The sequence below is a fragment of the Janthinobacterium sp. PLB04 genome, assembly GCF_021165895.1.
GTDB classification, from domain to species: domain Bacteria; phylum Pseudomonadota; class Gammaproteobacteria; order Burkholderiales; family Burkholderiaceae_D; genus Janthinobacterium; species Janthinobacterium lividum.
The window spans coordinates 709,004-725,123 of the sequence record NZ_CP088968.1; the positions used below are offsets into that span (position 1 = coordinate 709,004).

The following is a 16,120-nucleotide window of genomic DNA, read 5'->3' on the forward strand; positions in this document are numbered from 1 at the left end:
GCGCTTATTTGTCCTGCTTTTCCGGCGTGCTCTTGTCGATCACTTCGCGGCAATCGCCGCGGATGATGGCGTTGTCGTAGTTGGTCCAGCCGTAGCTGTCGACGTAGCGCTTGTGCTGCTTGAAGCGGGGGCTGGCGATGCTCCACTCGGGCTGTTCGCCGGCGAAGCGGATGTCGCCCAGGTCGAGCAGCGTATGGAACATGTTTTCCGTCGACAGGCGCGCCTTTTGATGGCGCTGCAGCTGTGTCACCTTGTCCGGATAGTGCCGCTGGAATTGCGGCGAGTACCAGACGAAGGCGGGCACGTGGAATTCGAACTGCGTGTTGTGGCCGTGGAAGGCCAGGCGGCAGGTGCCGTCGTACAGGGTCTGGCCATGGTCGGCCACATAGACGAGCGAGCTGCGCAGGGCGGTGCGCTGGCCATCGTCCTTCAGCATGCCGATCACGTTCGACAGGAACCAGTCCGTGTACAGGATGGAACTGTCGTAGCTGTTGTTCAGCTGCGGCTTGATGGCCGTGTCCGTGTAGACGGGCTTGTCGACGCCGAACAGCGACGGTTGCCACTTGTCGAACGCTTTCGGATAGCGCTGGCTGTAGTTCCAGTGGCTGCCCAGGGTGTGCAGCACGATGAGTTTTTTCGGCGCGGGGTCGGCCAGCGCGTTCTTGAACGGGTCGAACAGGATCTGGTCGAAGTTTGAATTGTTGGTAAAGCCGCCCAGGTTCAGGAATTGCACCACGTCCGCTTCCTTGGCAAAGACGGACACGGGCGTGTCGAACTGGCCGAACGAAATCTGGTTCGACAGCCAGTAGGTCTTGAAGCCCGCTTCCTTATAGGCGGTGAGGAAGGATTTCTCCGAGAATCCATCCTTGAGGCTTTGCGTGGCCGGCTTGCGCGAGATGATGACGGGCACGGACAGGCGCGTGGCGGAAACGGCCGTGATGACGTCGGCCAGCGGCACCAGGTTGGCTTCCTGCTTCAGCAGGGGATTGGTGTCGCGTTCATAGCCGTTCAGGCTCCAGCGGTCGTAGCGCGACGATTCGCCGATCACCATGACCACTACTTCAGGATGGGGATCGGGTTGCTGCTGGTGCGCACCGAAACGGAAGCTGCTGCTTTTCTGTCCCAGCTCGGCCAGGTAGCGACGCTCCTTGTAGAAATCGAAGCCGCGCGCGGCCAGGCCGAAAGGCCAGGAGTTGCTGACAGTGTCGAAGGCGTAGGGCAGGCGCGCCCAGTGGGGCAGGCTGGGCCAGCCCAGGCCCGTCTCGTCGGCGCCGGCGATGCTGGCGTTTTCCGGCTTGCTGCTTTCTTCGTCTTCCTCGGCCGTTTCATCGTCGGCCGAGCTGGCGTCGCCGAAGCCGGAGGCGCCCGCCTTGCCGCTGACCGCCGGCCCGCTGGCCTTGGCCGATGCGGCGGTGCTGTGCAGGACCTTGGCCTCGAAACCGAATTCATAGCCATACCACCAGAAGCCGCCCAGCAGGATCAGCAGCACGAAGGCGGCCGGGCGCGTCTTGCCGCGCCAGTCGAGGTCGCGCGTGCGCGTGGCGGCATACCAGCCGAGCAGGCACCAGGCGATCACGCCCAGCATGACGGCGCCCATCAGCCACACTTTTTGCCCGAGGAATTCCATCGCTTCCTTGGGGCTGGTTTCAAAGATGATGCCCAGGTGGTGCGTGGAAATGCCCTGGCCATAGAAGATGAACAGGTAGATTTCCGTCGGCAGGGCCAGGAAGGCAGGCACCAGCAGCCAGTGGAAATACGCGGGGCGCTTGAACACGCTCCAGACGGCCAGCCAGGCCAGCAGCTCGAAGGTGAGCATCTGCCAGGGATGCTCGGGGGCGCGCCCCAGCAGCGCGGGAATGAAGGGCACGGCCGTCAGCAAGGCATACGTCAGGAGCAGGAACAGATTGGCGGGGCGAAGCAAGGAGCGCATAAGGGAGGGCAGCGAAAAATGTCCGCTATTATCAATCCTTTTGTTATCTTGCGGTCATACAAGAATGTGCGCGTCCGGTGCTTGGCCGCAGAGAAAGAATATCAAATCATCAATTGCCGCATAGCGCCGGCGTCCGCGCGCTGCGGCCAAAGATTAGTCAAAATGCCACAAAAGCGCCTCTTTTTTGCCTTTTTTTATAGCAAAAAGCGGTAAACTGATTGACCCCCTGTAACACAAGGTCTAAACTAGCGAGTTCTCGATTTTATTCTGCTCATCGTTTACGTATTGCTTGGCATTTCATGGCCGCTCCTTATCGAGTGGCTGCGGGCGCCTCCGGTGCGCAGTAGATGAAAGCGGGACGAGGTTTTAGTCGCCGGGCATCTTGCCCGGGTTATTAATCGTAGTTTTTTGTTGGATTTATAACGATGCCAACCATCAATCAATTGATTCGCAATCCACGCGTCGCTTTGACCGTGAAGAGCAAATCGCCGGCGCTGGAAAACAGCCCGCAAAAACGTGGCGTCTGCACACGTGTTTACACCACGACTCCAAAGAAGCCAAACTCGGCTCTGCGTAAAGTCGCTAAAGTTCGTCTGACCAATGGTTTCGAAGTTATTTCGTACATTGGCGGTGAAGGCCATAACCTGCAAGAGCATAGTGTTGTGCTGCTGCGCGGCGGTCGCGTTAAGGATTTGCCGGGTGTGCGTTACCACATGGTTCGCGGTGCCCTGGATACCCAAGGCGTTAAAGACCGTAAGCAATCGCGTTCGAAGTACGGTACCAAGCGCGCTAAAGCAGGCAAGAAGTAATAAGTTGTACGCAGCAAACCCAAGTTTCGCTCAGTGGCAACTAGCTAAGTGAATGTAGTCGACCGCATCTGGTCGAGTAAGTGGAGGACTATGATGGTCGTCCGCGAGTGTGCGAAGAACGCGCGCTCAACTGAAGATTGAAAGGAATTGATATGCCACGTCGTCGTGAAGTACCCAAGCGCGAAATTTTGCCAGATCCAAAATTCGGCAACACTGATGTCGCTAAATTTGTAAACGTGCTGATGCTGTCCGGTAAGAAATCGGTTGCAGAAAACATCATCTACGGTGCTTTCGAGCACATCGCAGCAAAATCGGGTAAAGATCCACTCGAAGTTTTTGCTACCGCAATCAACAACGCCAAGCCGTTGGTTGAGGTGAAATCCCGTCGCGTCGGTGGTGCAAACTACCAGGTGCCGGTTGAAGTTCGCCCAGTCCGTCGTATGGCTCTGTCCATGCGTTGGTTGCGTGAAGCTGCTAACAAGCGCAGCGAAAAATCGATGCCACAACGCCTCGGCGGTGAGCTGATGGAAGCGGCTGAAAGCCGCGGCGGCGCGATGAAAAAACGCGACGAAGTCCATCGTATGGCTGAAGCGAACAAAGCGTTCTCGCATTTCCGCTTCTAATATAAAGCCAGCTACCGCAAGGCGGCTGTCAAGCATCTGTTGTTCGAGGCCGGGCTCATTTTTGCAAAAAAATGCTGCTCGGTTTTGTCCATTCATTTAGGATTAATTATGGCCCGCAAGACCCCCATTGAGCGCTATCGTAATATCGGTATCTCCGCTCACATCGATGCAGGTAAGACGACCACGACCGAGCGCGTCCTGTTCTACACAGGCGTGAACCACAAGCTGGGCGAAGTCCATGATGGCGCTGCCACCACCGACTGGATGGCACAGGAGCAAGAGCGCGGTATCACGATTACCTCGGCTGCTGTTACGTGCTTCTGGAAAGGCATGGCTAACAACTTCCCAGCTCACCACATCAACATCATCGACACCCCAGGCCACGTTGACTTCACCATTGAAGTGGAACGTTCGATGCGCGTGTTGGATGGCGCCTGCATGGTTTACTGTGCAGTCGGCGGCGTGCAGCCACAATCGGAAACGGTATGGCGTCAGGCTAACAAGTACAAAGTGCCACGTCTGGCCTTCGTGAACAAGATGGACCGTACCGGCGCCAACTTCTTCAAGGTCTACGATCAGATGCGTTCGCGTCTGAAAGCCAACCCAGTACCTATTCAGATGCCTATCGGCGCTGAAGACGTCTTCACCGGTGTTATCGATCTGGTCAAGATGAAAGCGGTTATCTGGGACGACGCTTCGCAAGGCATGAAGTTTGAATACGGCGACATTCCTGCACACCTGGCCGCTGATGCTGCCAAGTGGCGCGAAAACATGGTTGAAGCCGCTGCTGAAGCGTCGGAAGACCTGATGAACAAGTACCTGGAAGAAGGCGACCTCTCGGAAGAAGAGATCAAGGCTGCCCTGCGTCAGCGTACCATCGCCAGCGAAATCGTTCCAATGTTGTGCGGTACCGCCTTTAAAAACAAGGGCGTGCAAGCGATGTTGGACGCGGTCATCGAGTACCTGCCATCGCCAATCGACATTCCACCTGTCCCAGGTCTGGACGAGGACGAGCAGCCAGTCGAGCGCGCAGCTGACGACAATGAGAAATTCTCGGCATTGGCGTTCAAGATCGCAACCGATCCGTTCGTGGGCCAGTTGTGCTTCATCCGTTGCTACTCGGGTACCCTGAATTCGGGCGACTCGGTGTTGAACTCCGTGAAGCAGAAGAAAGAGCGTATCGGCCGTATCGTGCAGATGCAAGCGAACGAACGCGAAGAAATCAAGGAAATGCGCGCTGGCGACATCGCCGCCGTTGTGGGTCTGAAAGACACCACCACTGGCGATACGCTTTGCGACGAAAAAGCCAGCGTAGTTCTGGAGCGCATGGTCTTCCCTGAGCCAGTGATTTCGCAGGCAGTCGAGCCAAAAACCAAGGCCGACCAGGAAAAAATGGGCCTGGCGCTGAACCGTCTGGCAGCAGAAGATCCATCGTTCCGCGTGCGTACCGATGAAGAATCGGGCCAGACCATCATCGCCGGTATGGGCGAGTTGCATCTGGACATCATCGTTGACCGCATGAAGCGTGAATTCAACGTTGAAGCGACCGTCGGCAAGCCACAAGTGGCTTACCGCGAAACGATCCGTAAAGTGTGCGAAGAGTCGGAAGGCAAATTCGTCAAGCAATCGGGTGGTCGTGGTCAATACGGTCACGTGGTTCTGAAGATCGAACCGCAAGAACCGGGCAAGGGCTTCGAATTCGTTGACGCGATCAAGGGCGGTACCGTTCCTCGCGAATACATCCCTGCAGTTGAAAAAGGTGTGCGCGACACGCTGACTTCGGGCGTGATGGCTGGCTACCCAGTCGTTGACGTTAAAGTCACGCTGTTCTTCGGTTCGTACCATGATGTTGACTCGAACGAAAATGCATTCCGCATGGCCGCTTCGATGGCATTCAAAGATGGCTGCCGCAAAGCATCGCCAGTCATCCTGGAGCCGATGATGGCCGTGGAAGTGGAAACGCCGGAAGACTACGCCGGTACCGTGATGGGCGATCTGTCGTCGCGTCGCGGCATGGTGCAAGGTATGGATGAAATTGCTGGCGGTGGCGGCAAGATCATCAAGGCCGAAGTGCCTCTGTCGGAAATGTTCGGTTACGCCACGTCGTTGCGTTCGTCGACCCAAGGTCGTGCGACTTACACGATGGAATTCAAGCACTATGCTGAAGCACCTAAGCATGTGACTGAAGCAATCGTAAGCTCGAAAGCTAAGTAATAGAAGTTCCGGGCCGGCTTTCACGAGAATGCCGGTCCCTACATTTAAATCATTGTTCTAAGGAAGAATAAAATGGCAAAAGGTAAATTCGAACGGACCAAGCCGCACGTCAACGTCGGCACCATCGGCCACGTCGACCACGGTAAAACCACGCTGACCGCTGCAATCGCAACGGTTCTGTCGAAGAAATTCGGCGGCGAAGCTAAAGCATACGACCAGATCGATGCAGCACCAGAAGAAAAAGCGCGCGGTATCACGATTAACACGGCCCACGTCGAGTACGAAACGGAAACGCGTCACTACGCGCACGTTGACTGCCCAGGCCACGCCGATTACATCAAAAACATGATTACCGGTGCTGCCCAGATGGACGGCGCGATCCTGGTGTGCTCCGCAGCTGACGGCCCAATGCCACAGACCCGCGAACACATCCTGCTGGCCCGCCAAGTTGGCGTTCCATACATCATCGTGTTCCTGAACAAGTGCGACCTGGTCGACGACGCAGAGCTGCTGGAACTGGTTGAAATGGAAGTGCGCGAGCTGTTGTCGAAGTATGAATTCCCAGGCGACGACCTGCCAATCATCAAAGGTTCGGCACGTATGGCGCTGGAAGGCAAAGAAGGCGAAATGGGCGTTGACGCGGTGCTGCGTCTGGCCGATGCGCTGGATGCATACATCCCAACGCCAGAGCGCGCTGTTGATGGTGCTTTCCTGATGCCAGTGGAAGACGTGTTCTCGATCTCGGGTCGCGGTACCGTTGTGACCGGTCGTATCGAGCGCGGCATTGTTAAAGTCGGCGAAGAGATCGAAATCGTCGGTATCACCGATACCGTCAAAACGACTTGCACCGGCGTGGAAATGTTCCGCAAACTGCTGGACCAAGGTCAAGCTGGCGACAACGTTGGTCTGCTGCTGCGCGGCACCAAGCGTGAAGACGTGCAACGTGGTCAAGTTCTGGCAAAGCCAGGCTCGATCAAGCCGCATGCACACTTCACCGGCGAGATCTATGTTCTGTCGAAAGACGAAGGCGGCCGTCATACGCCATTCTTCAACAACTATCGTCCACAGTTCTACTTCCGTACGACGGACGTAACCGGTTCGATCGAGTTGCCAGCAGACAAAGAAATGGTCATGCCAGGCGATAACGTGTCGATCACCGTCAAGCTGATCAACCCGATCGCGATGGAAGAAGGTCTGCGCTTCGCTATCCGTGAAGGCGGCCGTACCGTCGGCGCTGGTGTTGTTGCAAAAATCCTGGCTTAATTCTTAAGCCTGCATAAAAGAAGACGCGTCGTCGCCCGGCGCCCTTCTTTTTATTCAACTGCCGGGGTTGGCAAGCATTTTGGTGCTATCATGTCGACCCTGACGGTTGTTGCGTCAGAAATTCCCGTATGACCTCATTGCCGTGCAGACCGCGCGGTTCGTTCTTTTAAGGAAATATCATGTCGGCACCAAACCAAAAAATCCGTATCCGCCTGAAGGCTTTCGATTACAAACTGATCGACCAGTCCGCTCTGGAAATCGTTGAAACCGCGAAGCGCACCGGCGCTGTCGTCAAAGGCCCAGTACCACTGCCTACCCGTATTCAGCGTTTCGATGTGCTGCGTTCCCCGCACGTCAACAAAACTTCGCGCGATCAGTTCGAGATCCGTACGCACCAACGCCTGATGGACATCGTTGACCCAACGGACAAAACCGTTGACGCGCTGATGAAGCTGGACCTGCCAGCTGGTGTTGATGTCGAAATCAAACTGCAATAATAGTTTCAAGGGCAGCTGACAATACCGTAGCATCAGGTGTTGACAGCTGTTCCAGGCCGGCGGGGTGTCCCGCTGCCTGATGATGGGGCCGGGCCTGCTCACGATCGTGAGTGCGCCCGGCCCCATTGCTATTGGTGCCTCGCCTTTTGCGGGTGGGCTGCCGTCTCGTCCTTCGTCCCGTCCATCCCTCATTCTTCTTTTCGCTACTCCTCAGTGAAATTGCCAAGCAGTTCCATGCGCGCCACGTTGATTCCAGAACATACTAACCTGGCCTATAAAGTGGGGTTAAAACAACAATTGTTAATTGTTCTCTTTCCTACGGGCGCAGAATGTGAGAGATTTGTAACATACGTGAGAATGTGTGATTGTTTTACAAAAATGATCAGTACAACGTATCGATTTATAAAACGAAAACAATATCTGAGGAGTAGTCTTGAATAGTACCGTGATGAGCAATACACCAGGTTTGAAGAAAAGCACCCTTGCGATAGCATTGACACTGGCCTTCTCCCAATATGCTGTGGCACAAGAAGCCGTAGCACCAGTAGAAAAACTGCAACGCGTCGAAGTCACCGGCAGTAGCATCAAGCGTACCGAAGCTGAAACAGCTGGTTCGCTCCAGGTTCTGACCCGCGATGATATCGAGCGCACCGGCCAGACCACGGCGCTGGGCATCCTGAATTCCTCCGCTGCCATCAGTACCTCGATCGACTCGTCGAGCAACAGCTCCGGCAGCTTCGCCACGGGCTCTTCGGGCGTCGGCATGCGTGGCCTGGGCAAGGTCGCGACCCTGGTGCTGGTCAACGGCCGCCGCATTGCACAATACGGCCTGGCCGATGGCGCGCAACAAAACTTCACCAACCTGGACGCGATTCCGGCTGCAGCCATCGAGCGCATCGAGATCCTGAAAGACGGCGCGTCGGCAATCTACGGTTCCGACGCCATCGCTGGCGTGATCAACATCATCCTGCTGAAGAATTTCGAAGGCGCCAAGATCACCGGCAACTACAAGGAAACCGAAGGCTTCAAAGATCAACGCAGCCGCAACGTTTCGGGCATCGTCGGTTACGGCGATATCGACAAGGACGGTTTCAATACCTACCTGACGTACGAGGCTTACAAGAGCGACGGTTACACCGCTGGCGACCTGCGCGGCCACTATCCTGAATGGCACCGCCAGACCCCGGGCCGTTCGACCTGGGACGCCCTGAGCTCGTTCTCGCCAACCGGTAACTACTTCCTGAACAGCACGAACATCGTTGCTGCGCCAGGTTGCCCGGCCGACAAGATCGATGCCAAGGACAAGCTGTGCAAGATGGATATCCTGCCGTACACCGGCTTGACCACCAATGCCAAGCGTTATGCGCTGGCCAGCAATACGCATTTCCGCATTGGCAAGGACATCGACGCCAACTTCGAGATCACCAACGCCGGCGCCAGCAACGACTACATCGTCGCCCCGTTCAACGTCAGCAACGGTAGCGCCACCACGTCGTCGAGCACCTGGTACGACGCGATCAACGGCAAGATGGTCGGTCCATACTTCTATCCAAAATTGCCAGTTGGCCACGCCAACAACCCTTACGGCGTACCGGTCGAATACCGTGCCCGCATGATGGACACCGGCAACGGCTTCAACTTCAACCGCACCGAATCCGATCAGACGCGCGTCATGCTGAGCCTGAACGGCGACATCGGTAATTTCGACTGGAAATCCGCGGTCGGCTACATGAACTCGAAAGCCAACAAGGCCACCCGTGCCGTGAGCGCTACCGGCTACACCAACGCCATCGTCAACGGCACCTACAAGTTCGGCCAGCAAAACGATGCCGCGCTGCTGGAATCGATGTTCCCGGTACGTACCACCAAGGGTGAGTCGAAGATCACCTTCATCGACGCGACCGTGTCCGGTGAAGTGGCGCAATTGCCAGCCGGTCCTTTGAATGTGGCGTTCGGTACCGACATCCGTCGCGAAAAGTATGAAATGGCCAGCTCGGACAACGTGCTGCGTGGCGACCTGGTCGGCATCGCCGGCCTGCAAGTCAAAGACACCATGGACCACTACGCGCTGTTCGCGGAAGCGACCATCCCGGTGGTCAAGCGTGTGGAAGTGAGCGCCGCGGTACGTGCCGACAAGTCCACCAACAGCGACGTGCACTTCTCGCCGAAGCTGGGCTTGCGCGTCAACGCGACCGATACCCTGTTGTTGCGCGCCACGGCCGCTGGCGGCTTCCGCGCGCCGAACATCGTTGAAACCGGTAACGGTCTGGGCCGCAGCTCGTTCGCTACCGATGTCAGCGATCCACGCCGTTGCGCAACCGCCAGTGCCTTGAACAATCTGGTGCAGAGCAATCCTGCCGCCACCAGCGTCGACAAGGCGCAGGGCAACACCTTCCAGAACAGTGATTGCAAAGGCGGCGTGCCTAGCTTCGTGTCGGCGAACAAGGATCTGAAACCGGAAACCTCGCGTTCGATCACCGCCGGTTTCGTTTTCGAGCCGGTCAAGAACTGGACCGTGGCACTGGACTACTACCATATCGAACGCAAGGACGAAATCGGTACCCGTGGCGTGGCTGACATTCTGCGTGGCGAAGCTGGTCTGCCAGCCGGACAGCTGGTGCGTGTCGATAACTCGGCTTCCGATGCGCAATTCCTGGCACTGGTGAAAAAATACGCACCAGGAAATACCACCAACTTCGGCGGCGTTGGCGCGATCGGCCTGTTGTACAACCCATACGTCAACAGCGGCAAGACCCGTGCTTCGGGCTTTGACTTTGATGCAGGTGGCCGTTTCAACACCAGTATCGGCCAGGTTCGCCTGAAGCTGGAAGGTAGCTATCTGTGGAAATACCAGGAATTCAGCGTGACCGACAATGCCTATGACACCAATCTGGCAGGTAACTATGACCTGGGTTCGCGTCTGAAAACCAAGTTGCGCGCCAGCCTGAAGGCCGGCTCGTTCGACCACGGCATGACGTTGAACTACGCCAGCGGCTTTAGCAACGACAACCAGACTTCGTCGACCTACTGTGTCACCAACAAGGTTTCGGCTGAGAACATGGGTGTTTGCTCGCGCGTAGGCAGCAACACCACGGTCGATTACAACCTGTCGTACGGCGGCATCAAGAACACGCGTCTGAGCCTGTACATCGACAATCTGTTCGACAAGGCTGCACCGGTGCAGTGGCGCAGAGGCTACGCTGAATCGTTCCAGATGCGTCGTATCGGCGTCTCGGCCAGCTACACCTTCCTCTGATCGTCGTCAGTTGATACCTCACCGCCCGGCAGCGATACCGGGCGTGTCAAAGACCAGGCCGCGTGCCTGGTTTTTTTTTGCCCTGTCATCGATGCGCAGGGGGATATCGCTTTACAGTGCCGCGGGCGGCCGATAAAGTTGCTGCATGCTTAATGCCCTCGATGCCCACCTGTTAAATGCGACTCCCCGTAACCGCTTGCGCGGCTGGCCGCGCTTCCTGACCGAATTTTTGTATTTTGGCATCAAGGAGGCGAGGTCGTGCCTGTTCGTCGGGCTGTTTTTCGCTGCCGTGTTCCTGGTGCCGCGCGCCGGCCTGTTCGGCCTGCCGCGCTATGACGTGCTGCTGCTGGCGGCGCTGGCGATCCAGGGCGCGATGCTGTGGAGCGGACTGGAAACGTGGGATGAGCTGAAGGCCATCTGCCTGTTTCATGCGGTCGGCTTTGCGCTGGAGGTGTTCAAGGTGTCGGGTACGATCCAGTCGTGGAGTTATCCCGACTTTGCCTACAGCAAGGTGTTCGGCGTCCCCCTGTTTTCCGGCTTCATGTATGCGGCCGTCGGCAGCTACATCATCCAGACCTGGCGCCTGCTCGACATGCGGATCCGCCACCATCCGCCGTACTGGATGGCGGTGCTGATCGCGCTGCTGATCTACGCCAACTTCTTCACGCATCACTACATCGGCGACTATCGCTGGTACCTGGCCGCCTGCGCGCTGGGCTTGTATGCGCGCACCACCGTGGTGTTCCGCCCGCTCGACCGCGACCGCAGCATGCCCTTGCTGCTCGGTTTTGTGCTGGTCGGCTTCTTTATCTGGCTGGCTGAAAACATCAGCACCTTCTGGGGCGTGTGGCGCTATCCGAACCAGCTTGGCGCCTGGTCGGTGGTGCATGTCAGCAAATGGAGTTCATGGTCGCTGTTGGTGGTGATGACGTTCACCATCGTGGCCCACCTCAAGCACATCAAGGCCAGCATCCACGTCGCCCAGCCGTAGGCCGGGCTCCGGAAGTTGCTTATTGCAGGCTGGCCGCGACGGCTTCAAAGCGTGCGCCCAGCGCCGCCTGCGGGCCGCCTTGCAGCTGTTTGGCGTACTGGCGCAGCACTTCCGCCGAATACGTGCGCGAGGCGGGCGACAGCTTCGGCAGCAGCGGCAGCACGCGTTCCAGATAGCCCGTGCCTTCCTGCCATTTGCCTTGCGCGGCCAGCGCCGACGCCAGTTCCACCATGCGGCGGCCGACGCGCGCATCGCTGCGTGGCTGCGCCGTTTCTTCCGTGGCCAGCGCTTGCCGGTACAGCTGCTCCGCTTCGGCATTCTTGCCCTGCAAGCGCTTGACGCGGCCCAGGTTGTACTGGCGCTGCGAGAGGATATCCGCGCTGGCCCCGGCTTGCTCGGCGCTCTGCAGCGCTTTTACGCAAGCCAGCTCTGCTTCGCCAAGCTGGCCTTTGAGTTCGGCCGCGTTGCAGGCGTCTTGCTGTTCATTGGAGGTGGTGATCGTCGCTGGCACCGCACAGGCGGCCAGCAGGCTGACAGCGCATAGCAGGCTGATGGTATGGGTCTTCATAGTCTCCTCGGACGGGTGTCAAACACGGTGTATCGGTGGAGTCATGCCATGATAAATATACTATAAGTTTTTTGGGGCTGGGCGGCTTTTCGCCGGCGCGCGGCAAGGCGCGCGATTGACGCCGCTTGCGTGCTTCAGGGATACTCCGGGTCTGTCCATTAATGCGTGCCGCCGCCATGTCCAAGACTGTCCTGATCGTGGAAGATGAACAGGCGATTGCCGACAGCATCGCCTATGCCTTGCGCACGGACGGCTTTACGCCGCGCCATGTGATGTTGGGCGAGCACGCCCTGGCCGCGCTGCGTCCAACGCCCGGCGAAGCCCCGCAGATGCCCGTTCTTGTGGTGCTCGACGTGGGCTTGCCCGACATGAGCGGGCTGGAGGTGTGCCGCCGGCTGCGCCAGTTTTCCGAGGTGCCGGTGATCTTCCTGACGGCCCGCAGCGACGAGATCGACCGCATCGTCGGCCTGGAAATCGGCGCCGATGATTACGTCACCAAACCGTTTTCGCCGCGCGAACTGGTGGCGCGCATCCGCGTCATCCTGCGCCGCGCCGGCGTCGTTCAGGTGCCCCGCGAGACTGGCATGACGATAGCCGCTGCCGTGACCGTGCCGGCACGCTTTGAATTGCGCGCGCTGGAGGCGAAAGTGCTATTTCACGGCCAGCCGCTGGACCTGACCCGCTATGAATACCTGCTGTTGAAAACCTTGCTCGAGCATCCGGGCCACGTGCTGTCGCGCGCGCAGCTGATGGAGCGCGTGTGGAGCGGTGCGCCCGACACGCTCGAGCGTACCGTCGATGCGCATGTCAAATCCTTGCGCGCCAAGTTGCGCGCCGTCGATGCGCAGGTCGACCCGATCCACACCCACCGTGGCCTCGGCTACAGCCTGGCTGGCGCATGAAGATCGGCCTGCGCATCCTGCTCGGCTACTTCCTGATCGTCGGCCTGGCCGCGTGGTTCCTGCTGAATGTCTTCATGGAGCAGGTCAAGCCCGGCGTGCGCTCGACCCTGGAAGATACGCTGGTCGATACCTCGCAACTGCTGGCCAGCCTGGTGGCGCCCGACCTGAAGGCGGGCACGCTGGCGCAGTCGCCCGTGGCCGAACGCATGCAGGATTACGCGCGCCATGGCGTGGACGTCAATATCAATGGCGTGCGCAAGCGCACGCTCGATTACCGCATCACCATCACGGACCGGCACGGCATCGTGCTGTTCGATTCCAGCGGACGCGACGTGGGACGCGACTATTCGCGCTGGAATGACGTGTATCTCACCTTGCAGGGCAAGTATGGCGCGCGCAGCACGCGCAGCCGGCCGGATGACGAGATGTCGACGGTGATGCACGTGGCCGCGCCTATTCGCGACGGCAATGAGGTGATCGGCGTGCTGACGGTGGCCAAGCCGAATGCCAGCGTGCAAGCATTTGTCGAGCGCAGCCAGCGCAAGATACTGCAGCGTGGCGCCGTGCTGTTGTTGCTGTCGCTGCTGATCGGCCTGGCATTCGCCTGGTGGCTGCACCATGCGCTGGGCAAGCTGATGCATTACATCGGCGACGTGGAGGCGGGCCGCAAGGTGGCGCTGCCGGCGCTGGGCAAGAACGAGATCGGCACCCTGGGGCGCGCCCTGGAGGCGATGCGCACGCGTCTGGAGGGCAAGGAATATGTGGAGCAATTGATGCACACGCTGGCGCATGAATTGAAAAGCCCGATCGCCGCCATCCAGGCCTCGGCCGAGCTGCTGCAGGAAGACATGCCGCCGGCCGAGCGCCGCCGCTTCCTGGCCAGTATCCTGGAACAGAATGCGCGCCAGCGGCAACTGATCGACAAGCTGCTGGCCCTCGTGCGCGTGGAAAAGCAGCAGCGTCTGGATAACCCCGAGCGCATCGCGCTGGCGCCCCTGCTGGCGCAAGTGGCGCAGGACGCGGCCGCCACCCTGGCGGCGCGCGGCGTGCGCCTGCAGCTGCAGGCCGACGAGGCGAATGTGGCCGGGGATGCCCTGCTGCTGCGCCAGGCCCTGGGTAACTTGCTCGACAACGCGGTCGGCTTTGCGCCACCGGGCAGCTGCATCGACCTGACGGCGCGGCGCCAGGGCATCCAGGTGGAAATTGCCGTGCGCGACCGGGGCGAGGGCATCCCCGCGTATGCGATCGAGCGCGTCTTCGAGCGATTCTATTCCTTGCCGCGCCCGAGCGCAGGCAAGAGCACGGGCCTGGGCCTGCCCTTTGTGCGCGAAGTGGCTTCGCTGCATGGCGGCACGGTCGAGGTGCTCAATCATGCGGAAGGCGGCGCCTGCGCGCGCCTGTGCCTGCCAATAGCCTAGCGCATTTTATTTGCCGGCTTCACACGGACTGCATCGTCAGCGCATACAGCTTTTTTACACTGGCCACCTTACTTCAAGGATGCGCCATGCAAAAAACTCTCTTAGTCAAAGCGTTGATCGTGTTCGGCCTGATGCTGCTGATCGGCCTGCCTTTGCTGATGATTCAGGAAACGATCAAGGAGCGGATGGAATTCCGCCAGGAAGCCGTCAACAGCATCGCCGCCGATTCGGTGCGCGAACAAACCATCATCGGCCCCATTCTGGTGATTCCCTACACGGAGCAGTATGAAGAGCGCGTGGAGGTGGCCAAGGGCGATGACAAGGAAGTGAAGTTACCCGTGCGCACGGAGTTGCTGCGCCGCACGGTGCAGCGCCGCTTGCTCGTGTATCCGAACGACCTGCAGATCAACGGCAATATCGAGACGGACCGCCGCTACCGCGGCATCCACCAGGTGCTGGTCTACAGCGGCCAGCACGCCTTCAAGGGTGACTTCACGGTGCCGGCCAGCAGCCAGCTGCCGCGCAAGTCGCCGGACTCGCGCGTGACCGTCGGTGCGCCTTTCGTGGCCTTGTCCATCGAGGACGTGCGCGGCATCCGCAATATCCCGAAAATCGACTGGGGCGGACAAAAGATCGAGTTCGAGCAGGGTACCGACCTGTTTGCCTTCCGCAGCGGCCTGCACGCGCCGCTGGGCGCCATGCCCCTGGCTGCGGCGCAGCAGGTGCGCTTCAGCTTTGACCTGGGCCTCGATGGCATCGAACGCCAGCACTTCGTGCCGGTGGCCAAGAACAGCCAGATCCAGATCAAGTCGAACTGGCCCCATCCGCAATTTGGCGGGCGCTTCCTGCCGTCGCCGAAGAATCGCCAGATCGATGCCAGTGGTTTCAATGTGGCGTGGAATATCTCGTCGCTGGCCACCAATGCGCAAACGCAGCTGAGCTCCATCGAGGGAGAATTCAAGGTGCCCGATAGTGCGCCGCTGGGCCAGGTGGACCGCTTCAGTGTCGGTTTCATCGAGCCGGTGAACGTGTATTCGCAATCGGACCGGGCCACGAAATATGGCTTGCTGTTCGTGGCGCTGACCTTTGCCGCCTTCTTCATCTTTGAAATTTTGAAGAGCCTGCCGATCCACCCGGTGCAGTATTTGCTGGTGGGCCTGTCGCTGGTGATCTTCTTCCTGCTGCTGGTGGGGCTGGCCGAGCACATCGCCTTCCTCGCCGCCTATCTGGCCGCCAGCGCCGCCTGTATCGCCCTGACCAGCTTCTATCTGGTGCACGTGCTGCACAACATGTGGCGCGGCATCGGCTTCGGCGTGGCCCTGACCTTGCTGTATGGCGCCCTGTATGGCTTGCTCAGCTCGGAAAATAATGCGTTGGTGATGGGCAGCATTCTGTTGTTCGCCGTGCTGGCCGTCATCATGGTGGCAACGCGCAAGGTGGACTGGTATCAGATTGGCAAAGGAGTGCCGCAAGAGTAGGGGCTATGCGGGCGCCATGCGCCGCGATGCTTGCAGCCAGCCCGGACGGTGATGTGTCCGGGCTGTTTTTTTTGGTGGGAGACGTGCGGCACCGATAATTGGTAGTTGGTTGGTATTGTTTACGGTATTCTATTGGCATTGCTTTTTAAGTAATGGCGGGCGCCGCGGCGT

General features: G+C 58.9%; 12 protein-coding genes. 10 read left to right on the forward strand and 2 right to left on the reverse strand.

Features of this window, described 5'->3' with window-relative positions:
• Nucleotides 1-4: 4 nt before the first annotated feature.
• Nucleotides 5-1,930, reverse strand: coding sequence for a phosphoethanolamine transferase (locus LSO07_RS02975; RefSeq protein ID WP_143450460.1), 1,926 nt, complete (start codon nucleotides 1,928-1,930; stop codon nucleotides 5-7).
• 425 nt (nucleotides 1,931-2,355) lie between these two features.
• Between LSO07_RS02975 and rpsL the strand changes: the two genes are divergently transcribed.
• From rpsL to LSO07_RS03010, 7 genes are all read left to right on the forward strand, one after another.
• Complete coding sequence (gene rpsL / locus LSO07_RS02980) at nucleotides 2,356-2,739, forward strand: 30S ribosomal protein S12 (protein WP_010394376.1); 384 nt, start codon at nucleotides 2,356-2,358, stop codon at nucleotides 2,737-2,739.
• A gap of 152 nt (nucleotides 2,740-2,891) precedes the next feature.
• A complete protein-coding gene (gene rpsG / locus LSO07_RS02985) occupies nucleotides 2,892-3,362 on the forward strand; it encodes a 30S ribosomal protein S7 (protein WP_010394377.1) in 471 nt (156 codons plus the stop codon).
• A gap of 108 nt (nucleotides 3,363-3,470) precedes the next feature.
• Nucleotides 3,471-5,576 (forward strand): elongation factor G, encoded by a 2,106-nt coding sequence (gene fusA / locus LSO07_RS02990; RefSeq protein WP_034753184.1) that lies wholly within the window; start codon nucleotides 3,471-3,473, stop codon nucleotides 5,574-5,576.
• A 72-nt stretch (nucleotides 5,577-5,648) separates the two neighbouring features.
• Nucleotides 5,649-6,839, forward strand: coding sequence for an elongation factor Tu (tuf, locus tag LSO07_RS02995; RefSeq protein ID WP_034753125.1), 1,191 nt, complete (start codon nucleotides 5,649-5,651; stop codon nucleotides 6,837-6,839).
• Between the two features lie 179 nt (nucleotides 6,840-7,018).
• A complete protein-coding gene (gene rpsJ, locus LSO07_RS03000; RefSeq protein WP_010394389.1) occupies nucleotides 7,019-7,336 on the forward strand; it encodes a 30S ribosomal protein S10 in 318 nt (105 codons plus the stop codon).
• A gap of 520 nt (nucleotides 7,337-7,856) precedes the next feature.
• Nucleotides 7,857-10,592 carry a TonB-dependent receptor plug domain-containing protein gene (locus tag LSO07_RS03005; protein ID WP_225317159.1) on the forward strand — a complete coding sequence of 912 codons (2,736 nt, stop codon included), beginning with the start codon at nucleotides 7,857-7,859 and terminating at the stop codon, nucleotides 10,590-10,592.
• 145 nt (nucleotides 10,593-10,737) lie between these two features.
• Nucleotides 10,738-11,583 carry a DUF817 domain-containing protein gene (locus tag LSO07_RS03010; RefSeq protein WP_070278905.1) on the forward strand — a complete coding sequence of 282 codons (846 nt, stop codon included), beginning with the start codon at nucleotides 10,738-10,740 and terminating at the stop codon, nucleotides 11,581-11,583.
• A 19-nt stretch (nucleotides 11,584-11,602) separates the two neighbouring features.
• Here the strand turns inward: LSO07_RS03010 and LSO07_RS03015 are convergent, their stop codons facing one another.
• Complete coding sequence (locus LSO07_RS03015) at nucleotides 11,603-12,151, reverse strand: tetratricopeptide repeat protein (RefSeq protein WP_151092243.1); 549 nt, start codon at nucleotides 12,149-12,151, stop codon at nucleotides 11,603-11,605.
• Between the two features lie 176 nt (nucleotides 12,152-12,327).
• Between LSO07_RS03015 and creB the strand changes: the two genes are divergently transcribed.
• The 3 genes from creB (at nucleotide 12,328) to creD (ending at nucleotide 15,949) form a co-directional block, all read left to right on the forward strand.
• On the forward strand, nucleotides 12,328-13,053 hold the full coding sequence (creB, locus tag LSO07_RS03020) for a two-component system response regulator CreB (protein WP_151092245.1): 726 nt from the start codon (nucleotides 12,328-12,330) through the stop codon (nucleotides 13,051-13,053).
• The gene (creC, locus tag LSO07_RS03025) at nucleotides 13,050-14,471 is read left to right on the forward strand and encodes a two-component system sensor histidine kinase CreC (protein WP_151092247.1); all 1,422 of its coding nucleotides are present in this window, start codon (nucleotides 13,050-13,052) and stop codon (nucleotides 14,469-14,471) included. Before creB ends, creC begins: the two co-directional genes overlap by 4 nt.
• An 86-nt stretch (nucleotides 14,472-14,557) precedes the next feature.
• Nucleotides 14,558-15,949 carry a cell envelope integrity protein CreD gene (creD, locus tag LSO07_RS03030; protein ID WP_070278909.1) on the forward strand — a complete coding sequence of 464 codons (1,392 nt, stop codon included), beginning with the start codon at nucleotides 14,558-14,560 and terminating at the stop codon, nucleotides 15,947-15,949.
• The last annotated feature ends 171 nt before the right edge of the window (nucleotides 15,950-16,120 follow it).